The 17,924-nt window shown below is 72.3% G+C and carries 18 protein-coding genes; 11 read left to right on the top strand and 7 right to left on the bottom strand.

Translation table 11 applies throughout. From position 1 onward, the window contains the following. Positions 1–41 precede the first annotated feature (41 nt). Entirely contained in the window at positions 42–1,055 is a 1,014-nt protein-coding gene (locus ABD127_RS06400) for a C40 family peptidase (protein WP_344198918.1), read from the top strand. 16 nt (positions 1,056–1,071) lie between these two features. Further along, positions 1,072–2,322: a hypothetical protein gene (locus tag ABD127_RS06395; protein ID WP_344198916.1), complete on the top strand. Its 1,251-nt coding sequence runs from the start codon at positions 1,072–1,074 to the stop codon at positions 2,320–2,322. Here the strand turns inward: ABD127_RS06395 and ABD127_RS06390 are convergent. After that, positions 2,289–4,016, bottom strand: a complete 1,728-nt coding sequence (locus tag ABD127_RS06390) for an AMP-dependent synthetase/ligase (RefSeq protein ID WP_344198914.1) — start codon at positions 4,014–4,016, stop codon at positions 2,289–2,291. The two genes, ABD127_RS06395 and ABD127_RS06390, sit on opposite strands and share 34 nt — an antisense overlap. 87 nt (positions 4,017–4,103) lie before the next feature. On the opposite strand from ABD127_RS06390, the gene ABD127_RS06385 reads away from it, so the two are divergent. Genes ABD127_RS06385 through ABD127_RS06370 form a run of 4 tightly spaced genes read left to right on the top strand, consistent with a single transcriptional unit; the run spans position 4,104 to position 6,798 of the window. After that, on the top strand, positions 4,104–4,544 hold the full coding sequence (locus ABD127_RS06385) for an SRPBCC family protein (RefSeq protein WP_344198912.1): 441 nt from the start codon (positions 4,104–4,106) through the stop codon (positions 4,542–4,544). After that, the gene (locus ABD127_RS06380; RefSeq protein ID WP_344198910.1) at positions 4,537–4,836 is read left to right on the top strand and encodes a hypothetical protein; all 300 of its coding nucleotides are present in this window, start codon (positions 4,537–4,539) and stop codon (positions 4,834–4,836) included. The genes ABD127_RS06385 and ABD127_RS06380 overlap by 8 nt, the downstream gene beginning before the upstream one ends. Further along, positions 4,833–5,771, top strand: coding sequence for an ROK family protein (locus ABD127_RS06375; RefSeq protein WP_344198908.1), 939 nt, complete (start codon positions 4,833–4,835; stop codon positions 5,769–5,771). Before ABD127_RS06380 ends, ABD127_RS06375 begins: the two co-directional genes overlap by 4 nt. Beyond that, complete coding sequence (locus ABD127_RS06370) at positions 5,764–6,798, top strand: ROK family glucokinase (protein WP_344198905.1); 1,035 nt, start codon at positions 5,764–5,766, stop codon at positions 6,796–6,798. Before ABD127_RS06375 ends, ABD127_RS06370 begins: the two co-directional genes overlap by 8 nt. Here the strand turns inward: ABD127_RS06370 and ABD127_RS06365 are convergent. Both ABD127_RS06365 and ABD127_RS06360 read right to left on the bottom strand, forming a co-directional pair. Further along, on the bottom strand, positions 6,710–7,132 hold the full coding sequence (locus ABD127_RS06365; protein WP_344198903.1) for a hypothetical protein: 423 nt from the start codon (positions 7,130–7,132) through the stop codon (positions 6,710–6,712). The two genes, ABD127_RS06370 and ABD127_RS06365, sit on opposite strands and share 89 nt — an antisense overlap. Beyond that, positions 7,125–7,925 carry an alpha/beta hydrolase gene (locus ABD127_RS06360; protein ID WP_344198901.1) on the bottom strand — a complete coding sequence of 267 codons (801 nt, stop codon included), beginning with the start codon at positions 7,923–7,925 and terminating at the stop codon, positions 7,125–7,127. The genes ABD127_RS06365 and ABD127_RS06360 overlap by 8 nt, the downstream gene beginning before the upstream one ends. A gap of 68 nt (positions 7,926–7,993) precedes the next feature. Here ABD127_RS06360 and ABD127_RS06355 point away from each other — a divergent pair, with 68 nt between their 5' ends. Both ABD127_RS06355 and ABD127_RS06350 read left to right on the top strand, forming a co-directional pair. Next, positions 7,994–8,728: a lysophospholipid acyltransferase family protein gene (locus ABD127_RS06355; RefSeq protein WP_344198899.1), complete on the top strand. Its 735-nt coding sequence runs from the start codon at positions 7,994–7,996 to the stop codon at positions 8,726–8,728. Between the two features lie 42 nt (positions 8,729–8,770). After that, positions 8,771–10,111 (top strand): class II 3-deoxy-7-phosphoheptulonate synthase, encoded by a 1,341-nt coding sequence (locus ABD127_RS06350; RefSeq protein ID WP_344198897.1) that lies wholly within the window; start codon positions 8,771–8,773, stop codon positions 10,109–10,111. A 450-nt stretch (positions 10,112–10,561) separates the two neighbouring features. On the opposite strand, the gene ABD127_RS06345 is transcribed toward ABD127_RS06350, so the two are convergent. The 3 genes from ABD127_RS06345 to ABD127_RS06335 form a co-directional block, all read right to left on the bottom strand. Further along, positions 10,562–11,095, bottom strand: a complete 534-nt coding sequence (locus ABD127_RS06345; RefSeq protein ID WP_344198895.1) for a carboxymuconolactone decarboxylase family protein — start codon at positions 11,093–11,095, stop codon at positions 10,562–10,564. A gap of 26 nt (positions 11,096–11,121) precedes the next feature. After that, on the bottom strand, positions 11,122–13,155 hold the full coding sequence (gene pknB / locus ABD127_RS06340) for a Stk1 family PASTA domain-containing Ser/Thr kinase (RefSeq protein ID WP_344198893.1): 2,034 nt from the start codon (positions 13,153–13,155) through the stop codon (positions 11,122–11,124). Positions 13,156–13,230: 75 nt separating this feature from the next. Next, entirely contained in the window at positions 13,231–14,319 is a 1,089-nt protein-coding gene (locus ABD127_RS06335) for a polyprenyl synthetase family protein (protein ID WP_344198891.1), read from the bottom strand. A 23-nt stretch (positions 14,320–14,342) separates the two neighbouring features. On the opposite strand from ABD127_RS06335, the gene metF reads away from it, so the two are divergent. Further along, positions 14,343–15,266, top strand: a complete 924-nt coding sequence (gene metF / locus ABD127_RS06330) for a methylenetetrahydrofolate reductase [NAD(P)H] (protein ID WP_344198889.1) — start codon at positions 14,343–14,345, stop codon at positions 15,264–15,266. A 110-nt stretch (positions 15,267–15,376) separates the two neighbouring features. Here metF and ABD127_RS06325 read toward each other — a convergent pair whose 3' ends face one another. After that, a complete protein-coding gene (locus tag ABD127_RS06325) occupies positions 15,377–16,657 on the bottom strand; it encodes a phytoene desaturase family protein (RefSeq protein WP_344198887.1) in 1,281 nt (426 codons plus the stop codon). 85 nt (positions 16,658–16,742) lie between these two features. On the opposite strand from ABD127_RS06325, the gene ABD127_RS06320 reads away from it, so the two are divergent. Continuing rightward, positions 16,743–17,162 carry a DUF3040 domain-containing protein gene (locus tag ABD127_RS06320; protein ID WP_344198885.1) on the top strand — a complete coding sequence of 140 codons (420 nt, stop codon included), beginning with the start codon at positions 16,743–16,745 and terminating at the stop codon, positions 17,160–17,162. A gap of 282 nt (positions 17,163–17,444) precedes the next feature. After that, a complete protein-coding gene (gene mraZ / locus ABD127_RS06315; protein ID WP_344198883.1) occupies positions 17,445–17,894 on the top strand; it encodes a division/cell wall cluster transcriptional repressor MraZ in 450 nt (149 codons plus the stop codon). Positions 17,895–17,924 lie beyond the last annotated feature (30 nt).

Genomic DNA, 17,924 nt, shown 5'->3' with positions numbered 1-17,924 from the left:
GACGCCTGTGCCGACACGGTGCCCATCGACTGGAGAAGTGCGTGGCCTCCACACACCACCCTGACCGCAAGACCCCCGTTCGACTGACCGCACTGCGACGCCTGGCTCCTGCCGCGCTCGCCGTCGTGCTCGGTGCCGGCCTCGTCGCCGGGTCGGCCCAGGCCGAGCCCGATCGCGCGGACGCCGTGACGCAGGTCGAGCAGGCGTTCAACGCCGCCGCCGCCGTGAACGAGGAAGTGAACCAGCTCTCGAGCGACATCGCCTCCGCCGAGGCGTCGATCGCGGCCCTCGACACCGAGATCGCGCAGATCCAGTCGACGTACGACGAGCAGCGTGCCGCCCTCGGCGCCGTGATCGTCCAGCAGCAGATCGACACCCCCCTCGGCGCCACCGCGAGCCTGCTCGGCAGCGACGACCCCGAGACGTTCCTCGAGGGCCTCAGCGCCGTCCAGGCCTTCAACTCCACCCAGGTCGAGGCGCTCGAGTCGTTCACCGCGACGTCCGCCGACCTGCAGAGCCGCCAGTCGCAGCTCGAGCAGCTCAAGGCCCAGCTCGAGGCCGACAAGGCCGACGCCGACACCAAGAGCGCCGAGGTCCAGAACGCGTACGACGCCGCGCAGGCCCAGCTGGCCGCGCTCGACCAGACGCAGCGGGCGCAGTTCGACACCGCCAACAACGCGTCGGTCCCGGCCAACCCGGGTGCCGCACCCAGCGCCTTCTCCGGCTCGGCGATCGACTTCGCGCTGACCCAGCTCGGCAAGCCCTACCGCTACGGCGGCAACGGCCCCGACTCCTACGACTGCTCCGGCTTCACCAAGGCCTCGTTCGCCGCGGCCGGCATCAGCCTGCCGCGCACCGCGCGCACGCAGTACGCCGCGTCGACCAAGATCTCGATGAGCGACATCCAGCCCGGCGACCTCGTGTTCTACGGCGACATGTCCCACGTCGCGATCTACCTCGGCAACGGCCAGGTCGTCGAGGCGCCCAGCTCGGGCAGCTCGGTGCGGGTCACCTCGCTGCGCGGCAGCTTCACCCAGGCCGGCCGGGTCGGCTGAGCCGAACCGTGCGGCCGTGACCTCCTCGCCCCGCCGCGTCGCGCCGACGCTCGTCGCGGGGGGCGTGCTGGTCGCGCTCGTCGCGGTCCTGCTGGTGTGGCAGCGACCCTGGGCAGGCGGTGACGAGGGGGCTCCCTCCGGCGGCGGTGACCTCGAGTCGCGGCTGCGCGCTCAGCTCACGGCCTCGTCTGACGCCTCCGACGCGTCGGCCTGGTCGGCCGGCTTCGGCCCCGGCGGTCGTGAGCTCGGCCAGGCGAGCTGGGCGGCTCGTCAGGCGCTCGGCGTCGACGACGTCACGATGACCCTCGTGAGCCTCGGCGACGCCCCGGACCGCGGCGACGGCACCCGGTCAGCGGTCGTCCGCGTGCGCTGGACCTCGGCCGACGACGCCCTGCTCGGTCGGGCCGACGAGGCCACCGCCACGGTCGTCGCGCGGGTGCGTGCCGCCGACGGCGCCGACGAGAGCGCCGGGGTCGACGTGCTCGGCGTCGAGGCGAGCACCGGCACCACGACGCCGGACCCGCTGCCGCTGTGGCTCGCAGGAGAGGTGACGGTCGCCGGCACGCCGGAGGTGGCCCTCGTGACCGTCGGCGGCGACGGGCCCGGCGTCCCCGAGGCGGCGGCGCTCACGGCGACCGCGCAGACCCGGGTCTCGGCCCTGGTCGGTGCGACCGGACGGTCGGCCGTCATCGTGCCGGCGAACGAGCAGACGGCCTCGGCCCTGCTCGGACGCGGTCCCGCCGGACTCGGTGCCGTCGCGGGCGTCACGACGCGCCTGCCGGGCAGCAGCGACCCGGTCGTCGTCCTCAACCCCGCGGAGTTCGAGCGCATGGACGCCCGTGGTCGCCAGATCGTCGTGACGCACGAGCTGACCCACGCCATGACCGATGCCATCAGCACGAGCGCCGAGACCTGGCTCGTGGAGGGCTTCGCCGACTGGGTCGCCCTCCACGACGACACGGCTCCGCTCACGACCTCCGCGGGTGCCGCCCTGTTCGCGGTCACGCAGTCGGGCCCGCCGGCGGCGCTGCCGACGTCGGACGACCTCGCCGGGGCGGGCTCGGCGGCCGCGTACCAGGGCGCCTGGCTCGCGGTCGACGTGCTGGGCCGCGAGCACGGCGGCGACGCAGCGGTGCTGCAGGTCTACGCCGCAGCGCTCGGCGGCACGCCGATCGACCAGGCGCTCGCCGGGGTGGGCACCTCGGTCGCCGAGCTCACGCAGCAGTGGCGCGACTACCTGACGTACAGCGCCTCGACCGTGTCGTGAAAGTCCCGCAGGACCGCGGTGCGCTTGACCTTGAACGACGGGGTCAGGTAGCCGTTCTCCTCGGTCCAGTCCTCGTCGAGGATCACGAACTTGCGGATCGACTCGGCCTGCGACACCAGGGTGTTGGCGTCGTCGACGGCCTCCTGCACCTTGGCCTTCAGCTCGGGGGAGTCCAGGTCGCCGTCCCAGCCCTCGGGGTCGATCGTGACGAGCGCCGCGATGAACGGCTTGCCGTCGCCGACCACGAGGCACTGGCTCACGACGGGGTGTGAGCGCACCCGGTCCTCGAGCACGGCCGGGGCGACGTTCTTGCCGCCGGCCGTCACGATGATCTCCTTCTTGCGTCCCGTGATGCGCACGAAGCCGTCGGCGTCGACGTCGCCGAGGTCGCCCGTCGCGAACCAGCCGTCGGCGTCGAGCGCCTGTGCGGTCGCCTCGTCGTTGTTCCAGTAGCGGGTGAACACCTGCGGCCCGCGGAAGAGCAGCTCGCCGTCCTCGGCAACGCGCACCTCGGTGCGCGGGAACGGGCGGCCCACCGAGCCCACCCGGTGGGCGTCGGGCGTGTTGACGGTGAGGGCCGCGGTGGTCTCGGTCAGGCCGTAGCCCTCGAGCACCGACACGCCGATGCCGCGGTAGAAGTGCGCCAGGCGTTCGCCCAGCGGCGCGCCGCCGGAGATGGCCCACTCGGCGCGACCGCCGAGGGCTGCCCGCAGCTTGGCGTAGACGAGCCGGTCGAACACGGCGTGCTGGGCGCGCAGGGCGACGGTCGGCTTGCGGCCGTCGGACTCGGCGCGGCTGACCGCGATCGCGACCGAGACAGCCTTGTCGAACACCTTGCCCTTGCCGTCGGCCCAGGCGCGGGTGCTGGCGGTGTTGAAGACCTTCTCGAACACGCGCGGGACGGCCAGGATGAACGTCGGCTTGAACTCGCCGAGGTGCGTCGTGAGGTCGGTGATGTCGGCCGTGTGGGCCAGCACCGCGCCCGAGCGGATGCAGCCGATCTGGATGATCCGGGCGAACACGTGGGCCAGGGGCAGGAACAGCAGCGTCGAGGCGCCCTCGACCGCGAACAGCTGGGGGAGCCGCTCGAGCGCGCCGGCCAGCTCGCCCCGGAAGTTCCCGTGCGTCAGGACGCAGCCCTTGGGGCGACCCGTCGTCCCGGAGGTGTAGATGACGGTCGCCGGGCTCTCGGGCGTCAGGGTCGACCGCCGCGACTCGAGCTCGCTGTCGCTGATGTCGTGGCCGGCCGCGGTGAGGGCGGAGACCGCGTCGGACTCGAGCGACCAGACCGAGCGGAGGTCGGGCGCCTGGGGGCTCGCGGCGTTGACGCGCTCGACGTGGCTCGAGGACTCGGCGACACACGCGACCGCGCCGGAGTCGCCGAGGATCCAGGCGATCTGAGCCGTCGAGGAGCTCTCGTAGATCGGCACGGTCACGCCGCCGGCCCACCAGATGGCGTAGTCGAGGAGGGTCCACTCGTACCGGGTCTTCGAGAGGATCGCGACGCGGTCACCGGGCTGGACGCCGCTGGCGACCAGTCCCTTGGCCACGGCGGTCACCTCGCGGTGGAACGTCCCGATCGAGACCTCGCTCCAGCCGCTCGCGGTGCGGCGGGACAGGGCGGGGGAGTCGGGGTCCCCGAGGCGGTCGATGACGTCGAGGGTCAGGTTGCCCAGAAATGGATCGGCGCTCACCCCGGCAGGCTACTCGCCAGCCGCGGCGAGGGACGAGCCGAGCGCCGCTAGAGTGACCACTCAGGACCACGAGTCAGGAGTTTCACGATGGCGCGCACCTCGGGTGACATCGTCGTGGCCGCATCCGCGGCCGACGTCATGGCCGTCATCGCCGACTTCGGGGCGTATCCGGACTGGGCCACCGGCGTGCGATCGACCTCGGTGCTGACGACCGACGCCGACGGCCGACCCGGCACGGTCCGCTTCGCGCTCGACGCGACGCCGATCCGCGACGAGTACACGCTCGGCTACACCTGGCACGGCGACTCCGGCGTCTCCTGGGAGATCGTCGAGGCGGGCGAGGTCCTGACCTCGATGGACGGCGCCTACGAGCTCGAGCCCGCTGGTGACGGCACGAAGGTGACCTACCAGCTGCGGGTCGACGTCTCGATCCCGTTGCTCGGCATGCTCAAGCGCAAGGCCGAGAAGGTCGTGATCGACTCCGCCCTCAAGGGCCTCAAGCAGCACGTCGAGGCCGCTGGTGGCTGATCCCGAGGAGCCGGTCGGCAGTCTTGCCGAGGAAGCGGCCCGCCTGTTCGCGGCCGTCGTGACCGGTGGCGGTGCTGTCGACGGAGCCGGTGTCGGCCCGCAGTCCGCGTCGACCGAGCCCGAGTCCGGACACGCGTGCCCGCACGGCTGGTGCCCGTTCTGCCAGGCGGCCGACTACCTGCAGGATCACCCCGAGGTGGTCGCGCAGGTCCTGGTCGCGGGCGCCGAGCTGCTGAAGGTCGTCCGCGACGCGGTCGAGAAGGCCACCGGATCCCGGGAGGACTCCGCATGAGCGACCAGGCCGCGCTGCGCATCGGCGTGGACGTCGGGGGCACGAAGATCGCGGCCGGCATCGTCGACGCGGCGGGTTCGATCCGTCGTGCGGCCCGCCGGTCCACCCCTGACGCCGCCGAGATCCCGGCGGCCATCGCCGCCCTCGTCGAAGAGGTCGCCGGCGGCGAGACCGTGGGCGGGGTCGGTATCGGCGCCGCCGGATTCATCTCGTCGGACCGGCTCACGGTGCTCACGGCGCCGAACATCGACTGGAACGACGCGAAGCTCGGCCAGGACGTGATCCAGCTGCTCCAGGTCCCGGTCGTGGTCGAGAACGACGCGAACGCGGCCGCCTGGGGTGAGTACCGCTTCGGCGCGGGCCGCGGCACGCACCACATGCTCGCCGTCACGGTCGGCACAGGTGTGGGCGGTGGTCTGGTCGTGGGTGGGCAGCTGGTGCGTGGCGCGCACGGCATCGCCGCCGAGGTCGGACACGTGCGCTTCGAGCGCAACGGCCTGCTGTGCGGCTGCGGACAGCACGGCTGCCTCGAGCAGTACGCGAGCGGCACGGCGCTCGTGCGTCGCGCCCGGGGCCGACTCGCCGGCCCCGACGGGGGCCCTGTCTCGGGCCCGGAGATCACCCGCCTGGTGGTGGCCGGGGACCCGGCCGCCTGCGACCTGCTGGCCGAGTTCGGTCGTGACCTGGGGGAGGGCATCGCGACCCTCGTCGCGGTGCTGGACCCCGAGGTCGTCGTCATCGGCGGTGGCGTGGCCGAGGCCGGCGACGCCTTGCTGGACCCCGTGCGCGAGGGCCTCGCGTCCGCGATCACGGGCGGGACGAACCGCCCCGGGCCGCGCGTCGTGGCCGCCGAGCTCGGCAACGAGGCGGGCCTCGTCGGCGCCGCCGACCTCGCCGTCAGCCCCGAGCCAGGCCCAGGAGGCCCGCATGCCTGAACGTCTCGCCGTGGGCATCGACATCGGCGGCACCAAGATCGCGGCCGGCGTCGTCGACGAGGACGGTCGCATCCTCGCGCGCCGTCGTCGCTCGACCCCCACGACCGACTCCGAGCTCGTGCTGACCGCGATCGCCGAGCTCACCGAGGAGCTCCGCGCGGAGTACCCGGTCAAGGCGGTCGGCATCGGGGCCGCCGGGTTCATCGACGAGTCGCAGTCGACCGTGATGTTCTCCCCGCACCTCGCCTGGCGCAACGAGCCGCTGCGCGACCGGGTCGCCCGGCGCACGCGCCTCCCGGTCCTGGTCGACAACGATGCGAACACCAGCGCCTGGGCCGAGTGGCGCTTCGGCGCCGCGCAGAACGTGCCTGACGTCGTCACCGTGACGCTCGGGACGGGCATCGGCGGCGCGATCGTGATCGACGGCCAGCCCTATCGCGGTGCGCACGGCATGGCGGGGGAGTTCGGCCACCAGCAGGTCGTGCCCGACGGCCAGCCCTGCGAGTGCGGCAACCGCGGATGCTGGGAGCAGTACGCGTCGGGTCGGGTCCTGACCCGTCGGGCCGCCGCCGAGGTCGAGGCCGGCACCCCCGCGGGGGCGCGCCTGCTCGAGCTCGCCCGCCTGGACGACACGGCCCTCGTCGACGGCACGCACGTCACGCGTCTGGCCGCCGCCGGTGACCCGACGGCGCTCGAGTGGATCGCCGAGGTCGGCCACTGGCTCGGCGTCGGCCTGGCGAACCTCGCCGCGTCGATCGACCCGGGCCTGTTCGTGATCGGGGGCGGCGTCAGCGACGCCGACGAGATGCTCCTCGCGCCGGCCCGTGCCGCGCACGCCGATCAGCTCGTCGGTCGGGGCTTCCGCTCCGAGGCGCGCATCGTGCGCGCCCACCTCGGCCCGGACGCGGGTCTCGTGGGCGCGGCCGACATGGCCAGGATCAGAGCACGGCGCCGTCGTCCGGCGAATCCGGCCGGCCGCGCGCGGGTAGCCGCGAGAACAAGTAGGTCGCCCCGGCGACGGCGATGAAGCCTGCCCCGAGCACGACCCCGCGCGGCAGGAAGACGCCGATCATGGTGCAGACCACCAGGAGTGCCGGCACGCCGGCTGCGGCGACCCAGGCGGCCGTCGTGGGCCAGGCCATCGTCGGCAGGTGCAGCGGCGGCGCGTCGCGGTAGAACTGGTCGTCCGGCAGGGCGTCGAAGTCGGTCTCGAGCTCGTCCGGGAGCTCCGGTCGACGCGGCTGTGGCTGCGGCTGCGGGCGCACGGGCTCGGCCGGCGTCAGGTCGTCGGGCAGGTCGAGCTCCAGCCCTTCGACGATCTCGTCGAAGCGCGTCCGCATGCGGTCGGCGTCGTCAGGCACCGGACCCTCCGGTGACGTGCTGCCGCACGAAGGCGTCCGTGCGCTCGAAGATCAGCGGGGCGTCGTGGTCGAGCGTCGCGACGTGGAAGCTCTCGTGCAGCGTGACGTCCTCCACGACCGGCGACGACACCCCGGCGAGCACGATCTCGCGGCTCAGCGGGTCGACCACGTGGTCGTCGGTCGAGCGGAAGAACAGCAGCGGCGCCGTGATCGACCCCAGGCCGTCGCGCACGTCCTTCCAGAGCTGGGTCATCGAGGCGAGCGCCTTCAGCGGCGTGCGGTCGTAGCCGTACTCGTCGGTGCCCGGCTTCTTGATGTCGTTGCCGATGCCCGGCATCGACGGCAGCACGTGCTGCAGCAGCGGCACGAGCTTGATGTCCTTGCGCTGCGAGGCGACCGCCGGGTTGACGACCACGAGGGCGTCGACGGCGTCGGGGTGCTGCTCGGCCAGACGCAGGGCGAGGCAGCCGCCCATCGACAGGCCGCCGACCACGACGTGGTCGCACGCCTCGCGCAGGTCGAGGAGCTCGCGCTCGACGACGGCGTACCAGTCCTGCCAGCGCGTGCGGTTCATGTCCTGCCACGTCGTCCCGTGGCCGGGGAGACGCGGGACGCGGACGGTGTGGCCCTGCTCGACGAGGTGCTCGCCCCACGGCCGCATCGAGGCGGGGGAGCCGGTGAAGCCGTGGCTCAGCAGGAATCCGACCGACCCGCCGTCGTGGACGAGCGGGGTCGCTTCGGGACGGACGACGGTGCCCGAGGTCGGGCCGGTCGCGGAGGAAGGTCTCGCCATGACGCCATCGTATGTCGCCCGCGTCACGTCGGAGTAGAGTCAGCGCGGACCCGCCGAAGGAGGCCGCGTTGTTCTACTGGTTCCTCAAGTTCCTTGCCCTGGGACCGTTGCTGCGTGTCGTCTTCCGACCGTGGGCCGACGGACTGGAGAACGTGCCGAAGGACGGCGGCGTGATCCTGGCCTGCAACCACCTCTCCTACAGCGACTGGCTGTTCATGCCCCTGGTCCTGTCGCGCCGTGTCACGTTCGTCGCGAAGGCCGAGTACTTCGAGGGCCCCGGCGTGAAGGGGTGGCTCCAGAAGACCTTCTTCTCTGGCTCCGGACAGGTTCCCATCGACCGCACGAGCGGCTCCGCGGCCGCCGGCGCGATCAAGACCCAGCTGCGCCTGCTCGACGAGGGCCAGGTCTGCGGCATCTTCCCCGAGGGCACCCGCTCGCACGACGGCAAGCTGTACCGCGGCCGCACCGGCGTCGCGCGCATCGCGCTCGAGTCCGGCGTCCCGGTCGTGCCGGTCGCCGTGATCGGCACCGACGTCGTCGCGCCGCCCGGCAAGGTCTTCGGCAAGCGGATCCGCCCCGGGGTGCGCTTCGGTGCGCCGCTGGACTTCAGCCGCTACGAGGGCATGGAGGGCGACCGCTACATCCTGCGCGCGATCACCGACGAGATCATGTACGAGATCATGCGGCTCTCCGACCAGGAGTACGTCGACCTCTACGCGCAGGACGCCAAGAAGCTCGGTCAGAAGGCCCGCGAGGACGCCGAGTCGGCCGAGGTCCAGGAGGAGCTCGGCTCCGGACGCTGAGGTGGGCTGAGGCCGCTGCGACGCGGCGGATATCCTTCGGGGGTGAGCATCCCCTCCCTGGCTGACCTGCACGCGATCGGCGCGGCGCAGCAGCCCACGTACCCGGACCCGGCCCGTCGTGACGCGGCCGTCGACACCCTGCGTCGCATGCCGCCGCTGGTGTTTGCCGGCGAGTGCGACGCGCTGCGCGACCGCCTCGCCCAGGTGTCGCGGGGCGAGGCCTTCCTGCTCCAGGGCGGCGACTGCGCCGAGACGTTCGAGGGCGTCACGGCCGACAACGTCCGCAACAAGCTCCGGGTGCTCCTGTCGATGGCCGTCGTGCTGACGTACGCCGCCAGCGTCCCCGTCGTGAAGGTCGGCCGGCTGGCCGGCCAGTACGCCAAGCCGCGCTCGTCCGACACCGAGACCCGCGACGGCGTCACGCTGCCCGCGTACCGCGGCGACGCGGTCAACGGCTTCGACTTCGAGCCCGAGAGCCGCGCGCACGACCCGCAGCGCCTGGTCGACGTCTACAACGCCTCCTCGGCCACCCTCAACCTCGCCCGCGCCTTCACCAAGGGCGGCTACGCCGACCTGCGGCAGATGCACTCCTGGAACAACGACTTCGTCCGCAACAGCCCGTTGGGCCAGCGCTACGAGTCCATGGGCCGCGAGATCGACAAGGCCCTGTCGTTCATGGACGCGATCGGCGTCGACCCGGCGCAGCTGCACACGGTCGACTTCTACTCCTCGCACGAGGCGCTGCTGCTGGAGTACGAGCACGCGCTGACGCGCATCGACCAGCGCACCGAGCAGCCCTACGACGTCTCGGCCCACTTCCTGTGGATCGGTGAGCGCACCCGCCAGCTCGACGGCGCGCACGTCGAGCTGTTGAGCCGCATCGCCAACCCGGTCGGCGTCAAGCTCGGTCCGACGACCTCGGCCGACGACGCGATCGCCCTGGCCGAGAAGCTCAACCCCGACCGCATCCCCGGCAAGCTGACCTTCATCACGCGCTTCGGTGCCGGCAAGATCCGCGACGGCCTCCCGCACATCGTCGAGAAGGTCACCGCCGCGGGCATCGAGGCGGCGTGGGTCTGCGACCCGATGCACGGCAACACGTTCTCCACCGACAACGGCTACAAGACGCGCGAGTTCGACGACGTCATCGACGAGGTCCGCGGCTTCTTCGAGGTCCACCGCTCGCTCGGCACCTGGCCCGGCGGCGTCCACGTCGAGCTGACCGGTGACGACGTCACCGAGTGCCTCGGCGGCGGCCACAAGCTCTCGGCGGCCGACCTGTCGACGCGCTATGAGACGCTCTGCGACCCGCGCCTCAACCGCGCGCAGTCGCTCGAGCTGGCGTTCCTCGTGGCCCAAATGTTGAGCGAAGCGACCGACTGACCGCACCCCCGGTGGTTGAGGTGCGAGTGCGCTCTGGCGCGCGAGCCTCGAAACCTCTTGCACGTGACCTCGGGCCGTTCCGACGGACAAGCGGCCACGGACAGGGCGAGCGGGTGCGCCGGGCACGGCACCTGACCGCATAGCACGGCACGTGGTCCCTGGGCACGGCAAATTTGCCGTGCCCAGGGACCGATCGCCGTGCCCTGGCCCCGCAGGCGGTCCGATGCGCCGAGCCGCGGCCCAGCTCGCCTGTCCATGCCCGCTTGTCCCTCGCCTCGGTGCCCCTTTCGAGGCTCCTCGTTCCTCGTCGCACCTCAAGGGGCGGGCGGGTGCACGCCGCCGGTGGTTGAGGCGTGAGTGCGCTCTGGCGCGCGAGCCTCGAAACCTCCTGCACGTGACCTCGGACCGTTCTGACGGACCGCCGGCTCAGTTCACTTCACGGGACGGCCGTCACGCCTCCGGCTGCACCCGCAGGGTCATGAGGGTCGTGGCGAGCGAGTCGTACTGACCGCACAGCAGGCAGAACTCGATCGCAGTCGCCTCGTCGAGGTGGTCGCGCAGGGTGGCCCAGGCGGCGTCGTCGATGTCGCGGGTCGTGACGAACTGGTGCGCGGCCTCGAGCAGGGCGCGCTCCCGGCTGCTCCACCCGCTCCAGGCGCGGTCGCCCGCGTGCTCGACCTGCTCGCGGGTCAGGCCGACGCGGCGTCCGATGCGGCGGTGGTGGTTGAGCTCGTAGGCGCACTCACGGGTCGAGGCGACGTGCAGGATGACCAGCTCGGTCTCGCGCCGGGGGAGCTTGCCGCCGGGCATGAGCCGGCCGGAGTACCAGAGCCAGGCACGGAAGAGGCCGCGCTGACGGCCGAGGGTCGTGAAGATGTTCGGGCGGGGGCCGCCGACGACCTTTCCGGCCAGCGTGCTGATGCCGTGGTTCACGAGCCCGAGCTCGCGCAGTCCACCGGGTGCGATCCGCGGGGTCTCGTCCATGGCCAGATGCTAGACGATCGTCTAGGTCACAGTCCCGTGATGCTGACCGTCGTGCCCTTCTTCTGCATCGAGCTCCCACCGGGCGACTGGATGATCACGGTGAAGTTGCCGCGTCCGATCGGGTCGGCCACGAAACCGGCGGCCTCGAGGGCCTCGACGGCCTCGTTGCGCTTCTTGCCCACGACGTCGGGCACGGCGAAGAGCTCGGGGCCCTTCGAGACCGTGATCGTGACGGGGTCGCCGCGCAGCACCTGGCCGGAGCTCGGGTCCTGGCTGATGACGATGCCCGGGGCCACGTTCTCGCTGAACGCCTCCTGGACCTGCGGGGAGAAGCCGGCGGCCGTCAGCCCCGACACGGCCGCGTCCTTGCTCTGCCCCGTGTAGTCGGTGACGTCGAGCGGCTCGCGCCCGAGGCTGACCACGACGTCGATCGCGGTGTCGCGCTTGACCTGGTCGCCGACGGCCACGCCCTCGACGCCGATGATCTGCCCCGCGGGGACCTCCTGGTCGTAGTCCTCGCGGGTCGTGCCGAGCTCGAGCTTGGTGTCCTCGAGGATGGCCTGGGCCTCCTCGACGGTCTTGCCGCGCAGGTCGGGCACCCCGTAGCGCTCGGGGCCCTTCGAGACGACCGCCTCGATCGTGTCGCCCGGCAGGATGCGGTCGCCCGGGTCGGGGTTGGTCGAGATGACCGACCCCAGCGGGACGGTCTCGGAGAAGTCGCGCGAGCCGACCGTGAAGGAGTAGCCCGCCTGCTCGGCCTCGGTCTTGGCCTGCTGCTCGGTCATGTTGACCAGGCTGGGAGCCGGGTCGTACCGGCCGATGCCGAAGTACCAGCCGCCGAGGCCTGCCAGCAGGGTCAGGAGCAGCGCGAGGATCAGCAGCACGCGACCACGGCGGGAGTGCTGCCGGTTGTCGCCGGGAGGCTTCGGTGCTGCGGTCGCGGCACCGTTCGCGGGTCGTCGGGGCGGCGACGGGGCACCACGGGTCGGGTCCTGCCCGGGAGGTGCCGGGGGTCGGGCCGTGGCGCCGCCGAGGACCATCGTGGACGTGCCGGCGCCCGCTCCTGATCCGCGCACCAGCTCGGTGTCGGCGCTGTCGCCCGCACCGGAGACGACGCCGACCGGCGCGGTGTCCTCGTCGCCGTCCGGCATCGGGACCGGGGGCAGCGACGGGCGCAGGTCGGCCGCGAGCTCCGGATCGTCCTCGACGCCTTCGCGCAGCGCGCGCTGCACCTGACGCAGCTGCTGCAGGAGCACCCGGGCGTCGGCGGAGCGCCGATCGCGGTCGCGGCTGGTCGCGCGTGCCACCAGGGCGTCGACGTAGTCGGGCAGGCCGGGCCGGGCGTCCGACGGCGGACCGATGTCCTCGTGGACGTGCTTGTAGGCGACCTGGATGGGGGAGTCGGCGTGGTGCGGCTTGACCCCCGTGAGCATCTCGTAGGTCATCGCGCCCACCGCGTAGACGTCGGAGCGGGCGTCGGTGCCCGCGTTCACGACGACCTCGGGGGCCAGGTAGGAGACCGTGCCGATCAGCGTCTTGCCCGTGGCGGTCGTGGCCGAGCTGACGGCGCGGGCCAGGCCGAAGTCGGCGACCTTGACGTTGCCGTCGGGGGTGATGAGCACGTTCTCGGGCTTGATGTCGCGGTGGACGATGCCGGCGTCGTGAGCCGCGACGAGAGCGATCAGCACCTGCTCGACCAGGTCGAGCGCGCGCAACGTGGGCATCGGCGACTCGTGGCGCATCACGTCGCGCAGCGTGCGGCCCGGCACGAGCTCCATGACGAGGTACGTGATGGGTCCGTCGCTGCCCTGGTCGAACACCGCCACGACGTTGCGGTGGTTGAGCCGGGCCGCCGACTTCGCCTCCCGCTGGAAGCGCTCGGTGAACTGCTCGGGGTCGCCGAGCCCCTGGTGCATGATCTTGACCGCGACCTCGCGGTCGAGGCGCGTGTCCTGCGCGCGGAACACGCTGGCCATCCCGCCTCGCGCGATGAACTCGACGATGCGGTAGCGGTCGTGGACGAGCTGGCCGATCATCGCGTCGTCACCGACGACTGCCATCCGCCACCTCCTTGCCGCGAGCGCGGTCCGCGGAACCGCTGGTCAGCGGCCCTGCCGGCGAGTCTAGTGAGTCGGTCAGCGATCCCGGCGGACCGAACGGTCGATCAGCGGTTCGAGCGTGGCTCGCGCCGCGTCGGGGAGCGCCGAGAGCGCGGCGGTCGCCTCCGCCGCGTAGCGGCTGATGTCGGCCTCGACGTCGTCGAGGGCGCCGCTGGCGAGCACCAGCTCGGTCGCGAGCGGGACCCCGGCGGCGGTGCCGAGAGCCTCCGTGAGCCGGGCGCCGTCGGTGGTGCTGAGCCGCGCGAGCGCACGCGCCACGAGCAGGGTGCGCTTGCCCTCGCGCAGGTCGTCGCCCGCCGGCTTGCCCGTCGTGGCCGGGTCGCCGAAGACCCCGAGCACGTCGTCGCGCAGCTGGAAGGCGGAACCCAGGGGCATCGCGACGGCCGTCAGGCGGTCCAGCAGCTCCTGGTCGGCCCCGCCGAGGACGGCGCCGAGGTGCAGGGGCCGCTCGATCGTGTACTTGGCCGACTTGAACGTCACGACCAGGAGGGCGGCGTCCGCGTCGACCTCGGAACGGGTCTGGGCCACGACGTCGAGGTACTGCCCGAAGGTGACCTCGCTCTTGCAGGTGTCGAGCACCGCGAAGGCGCGGGCCAGGCGCAGCGCTCCGTCGCCGGTGGCGAGGTCGGGGTCGACGGTGGCCGCGTGGCGCAGCATCTCGTCGCACCAGGACAGCATCAGGTCGCCCAGCAGGATCGCGGTGCCGGCGCCGAAGCCGACGGGGTCGCCCACGCGCTGCTCGTCACGGTGCAGGTGCTCGAAGGCGCGGTGCACGCTGGGGCGTCCCCGGCGGGTGTCGGAGGCGTCCATGAGGTCGTCGTGCACCAGGGCGCTGCCCTGGAGCCACTCCCAGGCCGCCGCGGCGGTCACGACCCCGGCGGGTGCCGGGACGTCCGCAGCCGTCCCGGTCGCGGCGCGCCAGCCGGCCAGGCAGAACAGGGGTCGCATGCGCTTGCCGTCGGCGACGAAGTCGGCGGCCGCGTCGATGAATCCCGTCAGCGCCGGATCGACGCCGGACCAGCGAGACCGTTGGCGGTCGACGAACTCGGCCAGGGCCGTGTCCACGGTCACGAGATCGTGGTGGGAGTTCTTCGTCGGACTCACGTCGCGGACGATACCTTTGCCCCGTGCCTGACCGTTCGTTGCCCAAGTCTTCGGGGCCCGTCCCGGACCGCGCGCTCCTCGATCACCTGAGCAGCAGCGTGCCGACCGTGTCGTTCGAGTTCTTCCCGCCCAAGGACGACGCCGGCGAGGCGGTCCTGTGGGACACCATCACCGAGCTCGAGGCGCTGGAGCCGACCTTCGTGTCGATCACGTACGGCGCCGGCGGCACGAGCCAGGACCGCACGGTCCGGGTGACCTCCCGCATCGCGCAGGAGACGACCCTGTGCCCCGTGGCGCACCTGACCCTGGTGCGGCAGACCCGTGACGAGGTCGACGACGTGCTGCGTCAGTACGCCGAGGCCGGGGTCGAGCACGTGCTGGCCCTGCGGGGCGACCCGCCGGGCGGCCCGCGCGCGGCCTGGGAGTCGCACCCCGACGGCATGACGTACGCGATCGAGCTCGTCGAGATGGCCCGCGAGCGGGGCGGTTTCACGGTCGGCGTCGCCGCGTTCCCCGAGGGGCACCCCGACGCCGACACCCTCGACGACGACGCCCGGGTGCTGGCCGAGAAGGGCGCCGCGGGCGCCGAGTTCGCGATCACGCAGATGTTCTTCCGCGCCTCGGACTACTTCGAGCTCGTCGAGCGCGTCCGTGCGCACGGGTCCGACATGCCGATCATCCCCGGCATCATGCCGATCCTGAACTTCGGCCAGGTCGCCCGGATGGCCGAGCTCTCCGGCGCCGAGATGCCGCGCGAGGTGCTCGACGTGATCGAGCCGCTCGCCGAGGACTCGGCGAAGGTCCGCGCCGCGGGCATCGAGCTCGCGACCCAGCTGTGCCGCGACCTCATCGCCGGCGGGGCTCCGGGCCTGCACTTCATCACGCTCAACCGCTCCAAGGCGACGCGCGAGATCTGGGAGTCGCTCCGCGCCGACGGGGTCCTCTGACGCAGGGTCGCTGAACCCCCTTCGAGGCTCTTTCGTCGCACCTCAGGGGGCGGCAGGTCTCCGGGCCCTGAGGTGCGAGCGAGCAACGAGCGAGCCTCGAAGGGCGCACCTCAGGGGGCGGACGTCCGCGGGACGCGCGGGACCTCGCCCAGCTCGGCGGCGATCGCAGCGGTCGCCATGCCGATGTGCTCCAGGCGCGGACCGGGGTGCGCGTGGGCGCCGGCGTGGAAGACGCCGCCGCGCGGCGCGACGCCGGGTCGGCGGAACATCGACGTCCAGCCGGTCCAGGTCCAGCCGTCGTCGACGTGGGCCACGACCTGGGCCGGACGCAGGTCGTGACGCTCCAGGACCCGCTCGCGCAGGTCGACCCCGACGCGGGCCAGAGCGACCAGCACGTCCTCGCCGCTGCGGTGCTCCAGGGTCCACAGGCCCGGCTCCGTGCGGTGCGCGACGACCGGCGGGTTCGCGTGGATCGTGGTCTCGAGCGCGAGCTCCGGCGGGTCGCCGTCGAGACGCAGGAGGGTGCGCGAGGAGGGGACGGCCGGGATGCCGGGGGAGCGGGGGTCGCCGTCCGGCACCGTGCGGTTGCACCAGACGACAGCGTCACAGTCGATGCGTCCGGCGTCGGTCTCGACCGCGACGACCTGGCCGGACTCGCGCACCAGCGCCAGCCCTCGGGTCTGCAGCCGCACGTCGACCTTGCGCTCGGCGATGCGCTTCTGCAGCGCCGCAGCGAGCCCCGCCCAGTCGTCGCCGAAGGACCAGTGCCCGAACGTGCGCTCCACGTAGTGCCAGACCGAGACGAACGCCGGCGTCGACCCGCGGTCGAGCCCTCCGTGCCGGACCGGGTCGAGCACGAGCTTGAGCAGGCGCGGGTCGCCGAAGCTGCGGCGACCGAAGGCCGAGAGCATCCGGCGCGGGTGAAGCAGGCGGCGGGCCTCGCGGTCGAACGCGTCGGGCCCGGTGAGGACCTGGTCGTACGACTGGCGCCGCAGGACCTCCCACACCTCGCCCAGGGAGTCGACCCACGGCGACCACGTGTCGAAGCCGACGAGATCGGTGACGGCGTCGTGCTGCGCGCTGCGGTGGCCGTGGGGGAGGTCCAGCACCGAGCCGTCGGTGAACACGTGACGGTGCGGCGGTGCCGGGCTCAGGCCCAGGCTCGCCTCCATCGTGCGACCGGACTTGCGGAACAGGTCGCGAAAGACGCCGGGCGTCGTGACGGTCTGCGGGTGCAGGTTCCAGCGGTGGCCGTCGATCTCGAGCCCGTGGAGCGCGCCGCCGAGCCGGTCAGAGGCCTCCAGGAGGGTCACCTCGTGGCGTGCCTTGGCGAGTCGGGCAGCCGCCGAAAGACCGGCGAAGCCCGCTCCGACGACCACGATCCGAGCCATGCGTGCACCTTAGTGGGACAGTCGGCTGGTCCGTTGACCGCTGGGGACCTAGACTTTGTCCAAAGCCATCGCCCAGGAGGCAACCGTGCCGCTGTCAGACGAGGAAGCCCGACTTCTCCAGCAGCTTGAGCAGTCGCTCGCTGCCGAGGACCCGGCGTTCGCCTCGACGCTGCGCGGGTCCGCCCTGGAGGCGCGCAACCGCCGCGTCGCCATCATCGCCGGGATCGGCTTCCTCGCCGGCCTGGGCGTGCTGTTCTACGGCACGATGCTCACCTACACGTGGCTCGCGGTCATCGGCTTCGTCGTGATGATCGGCAGCGGCTACCTGGTCGTGAACGCCTGGCGCCGTGGCCTGGGCTCCGGCTCGGACACGCCGCCCGTCGGCCGCGGAGGCCCCAAGCCCCCGCGGGGCGGCGGCGCGTCGCGCCCGCAGCGCTCGGGCTCGTTCGTCGAGCGCATGGAGCAGCGCTGGCAGCACCGTCGCGACGACGACGGCGGCCGCTGAACCCCCTCGCTCCACCCCGCACCACCTGACGCCCCCGTGACCGGCTGAGACCGGTCCTCGGGGGCGTTCTGCGTTCCTCCACCCTCCCCACCCGCTCCCTCTTCCTCCACGGAGCGGGTTTTCGCCTGTCCTGACGGGTTCGGGAGTCGTCGATGCGGCGACACGCCGACGTCGTTGGCCTCGTCATGCCAGGCGAAAGGGCCAGCAGTGGTGCAAAGTGGAGTACTGTGGAGCAAAAGGGAGCAGTCGCGATGACGCGACGCGATGTCGAGGAGGTGCGCCGTGACCGTCGAGTCCGCGCAGTTCTTCGGCACGTTCACCCCGAAGCTCGACGAGAAGGGCCGGATCTTCCTGCCGGCGAAGTTCCGCGCGATGTTCCACGAGGGCGTCGTGCTGGCGAAGGGTCAGGAGAACTGCATCTACGGGTGGAAGCCCGAGACGTTCTCCGAGCTCACGCAGAAGCTGCGGGCCTCGTCCTTCACGAACCGGCAGGTCCGGTTCTTCCAGCGGTCGCTGTACGCCAGCGCCTCGACCGAGGTGCCGGACAAGCAGGGGCGCATCGCGATCCCCGCGCTGCTGCGCGAGTGGGCCTCCCTCGAGCGCGAGTGCTCGGTGATCGGTGCGATGGACCGCATCGAGATCTGGGACTCCGAGCGGTGGGCGCAGTTCACCGCCGAGCAGGACGAGGCCTTCGCGAACCTCGGCGAGGAGGAGGGCTTCGACCTCTTCTGACCCACCGCACGACTCCGTCCGTGGAGCGAG

This window comes from Aeromicrobium alkaliterrae (genome assembly GCF_039529015.1).
GTDB lineage: Bacteria > Actinomycetota > Actinomycetes > Propionibacteriales > Nocardioidaceae > Aeromicrobium > Aeromicrobium alkaliterrae.
This window is presented reverse-complemented; position numbering and strand designations above follow the sequence as displayed.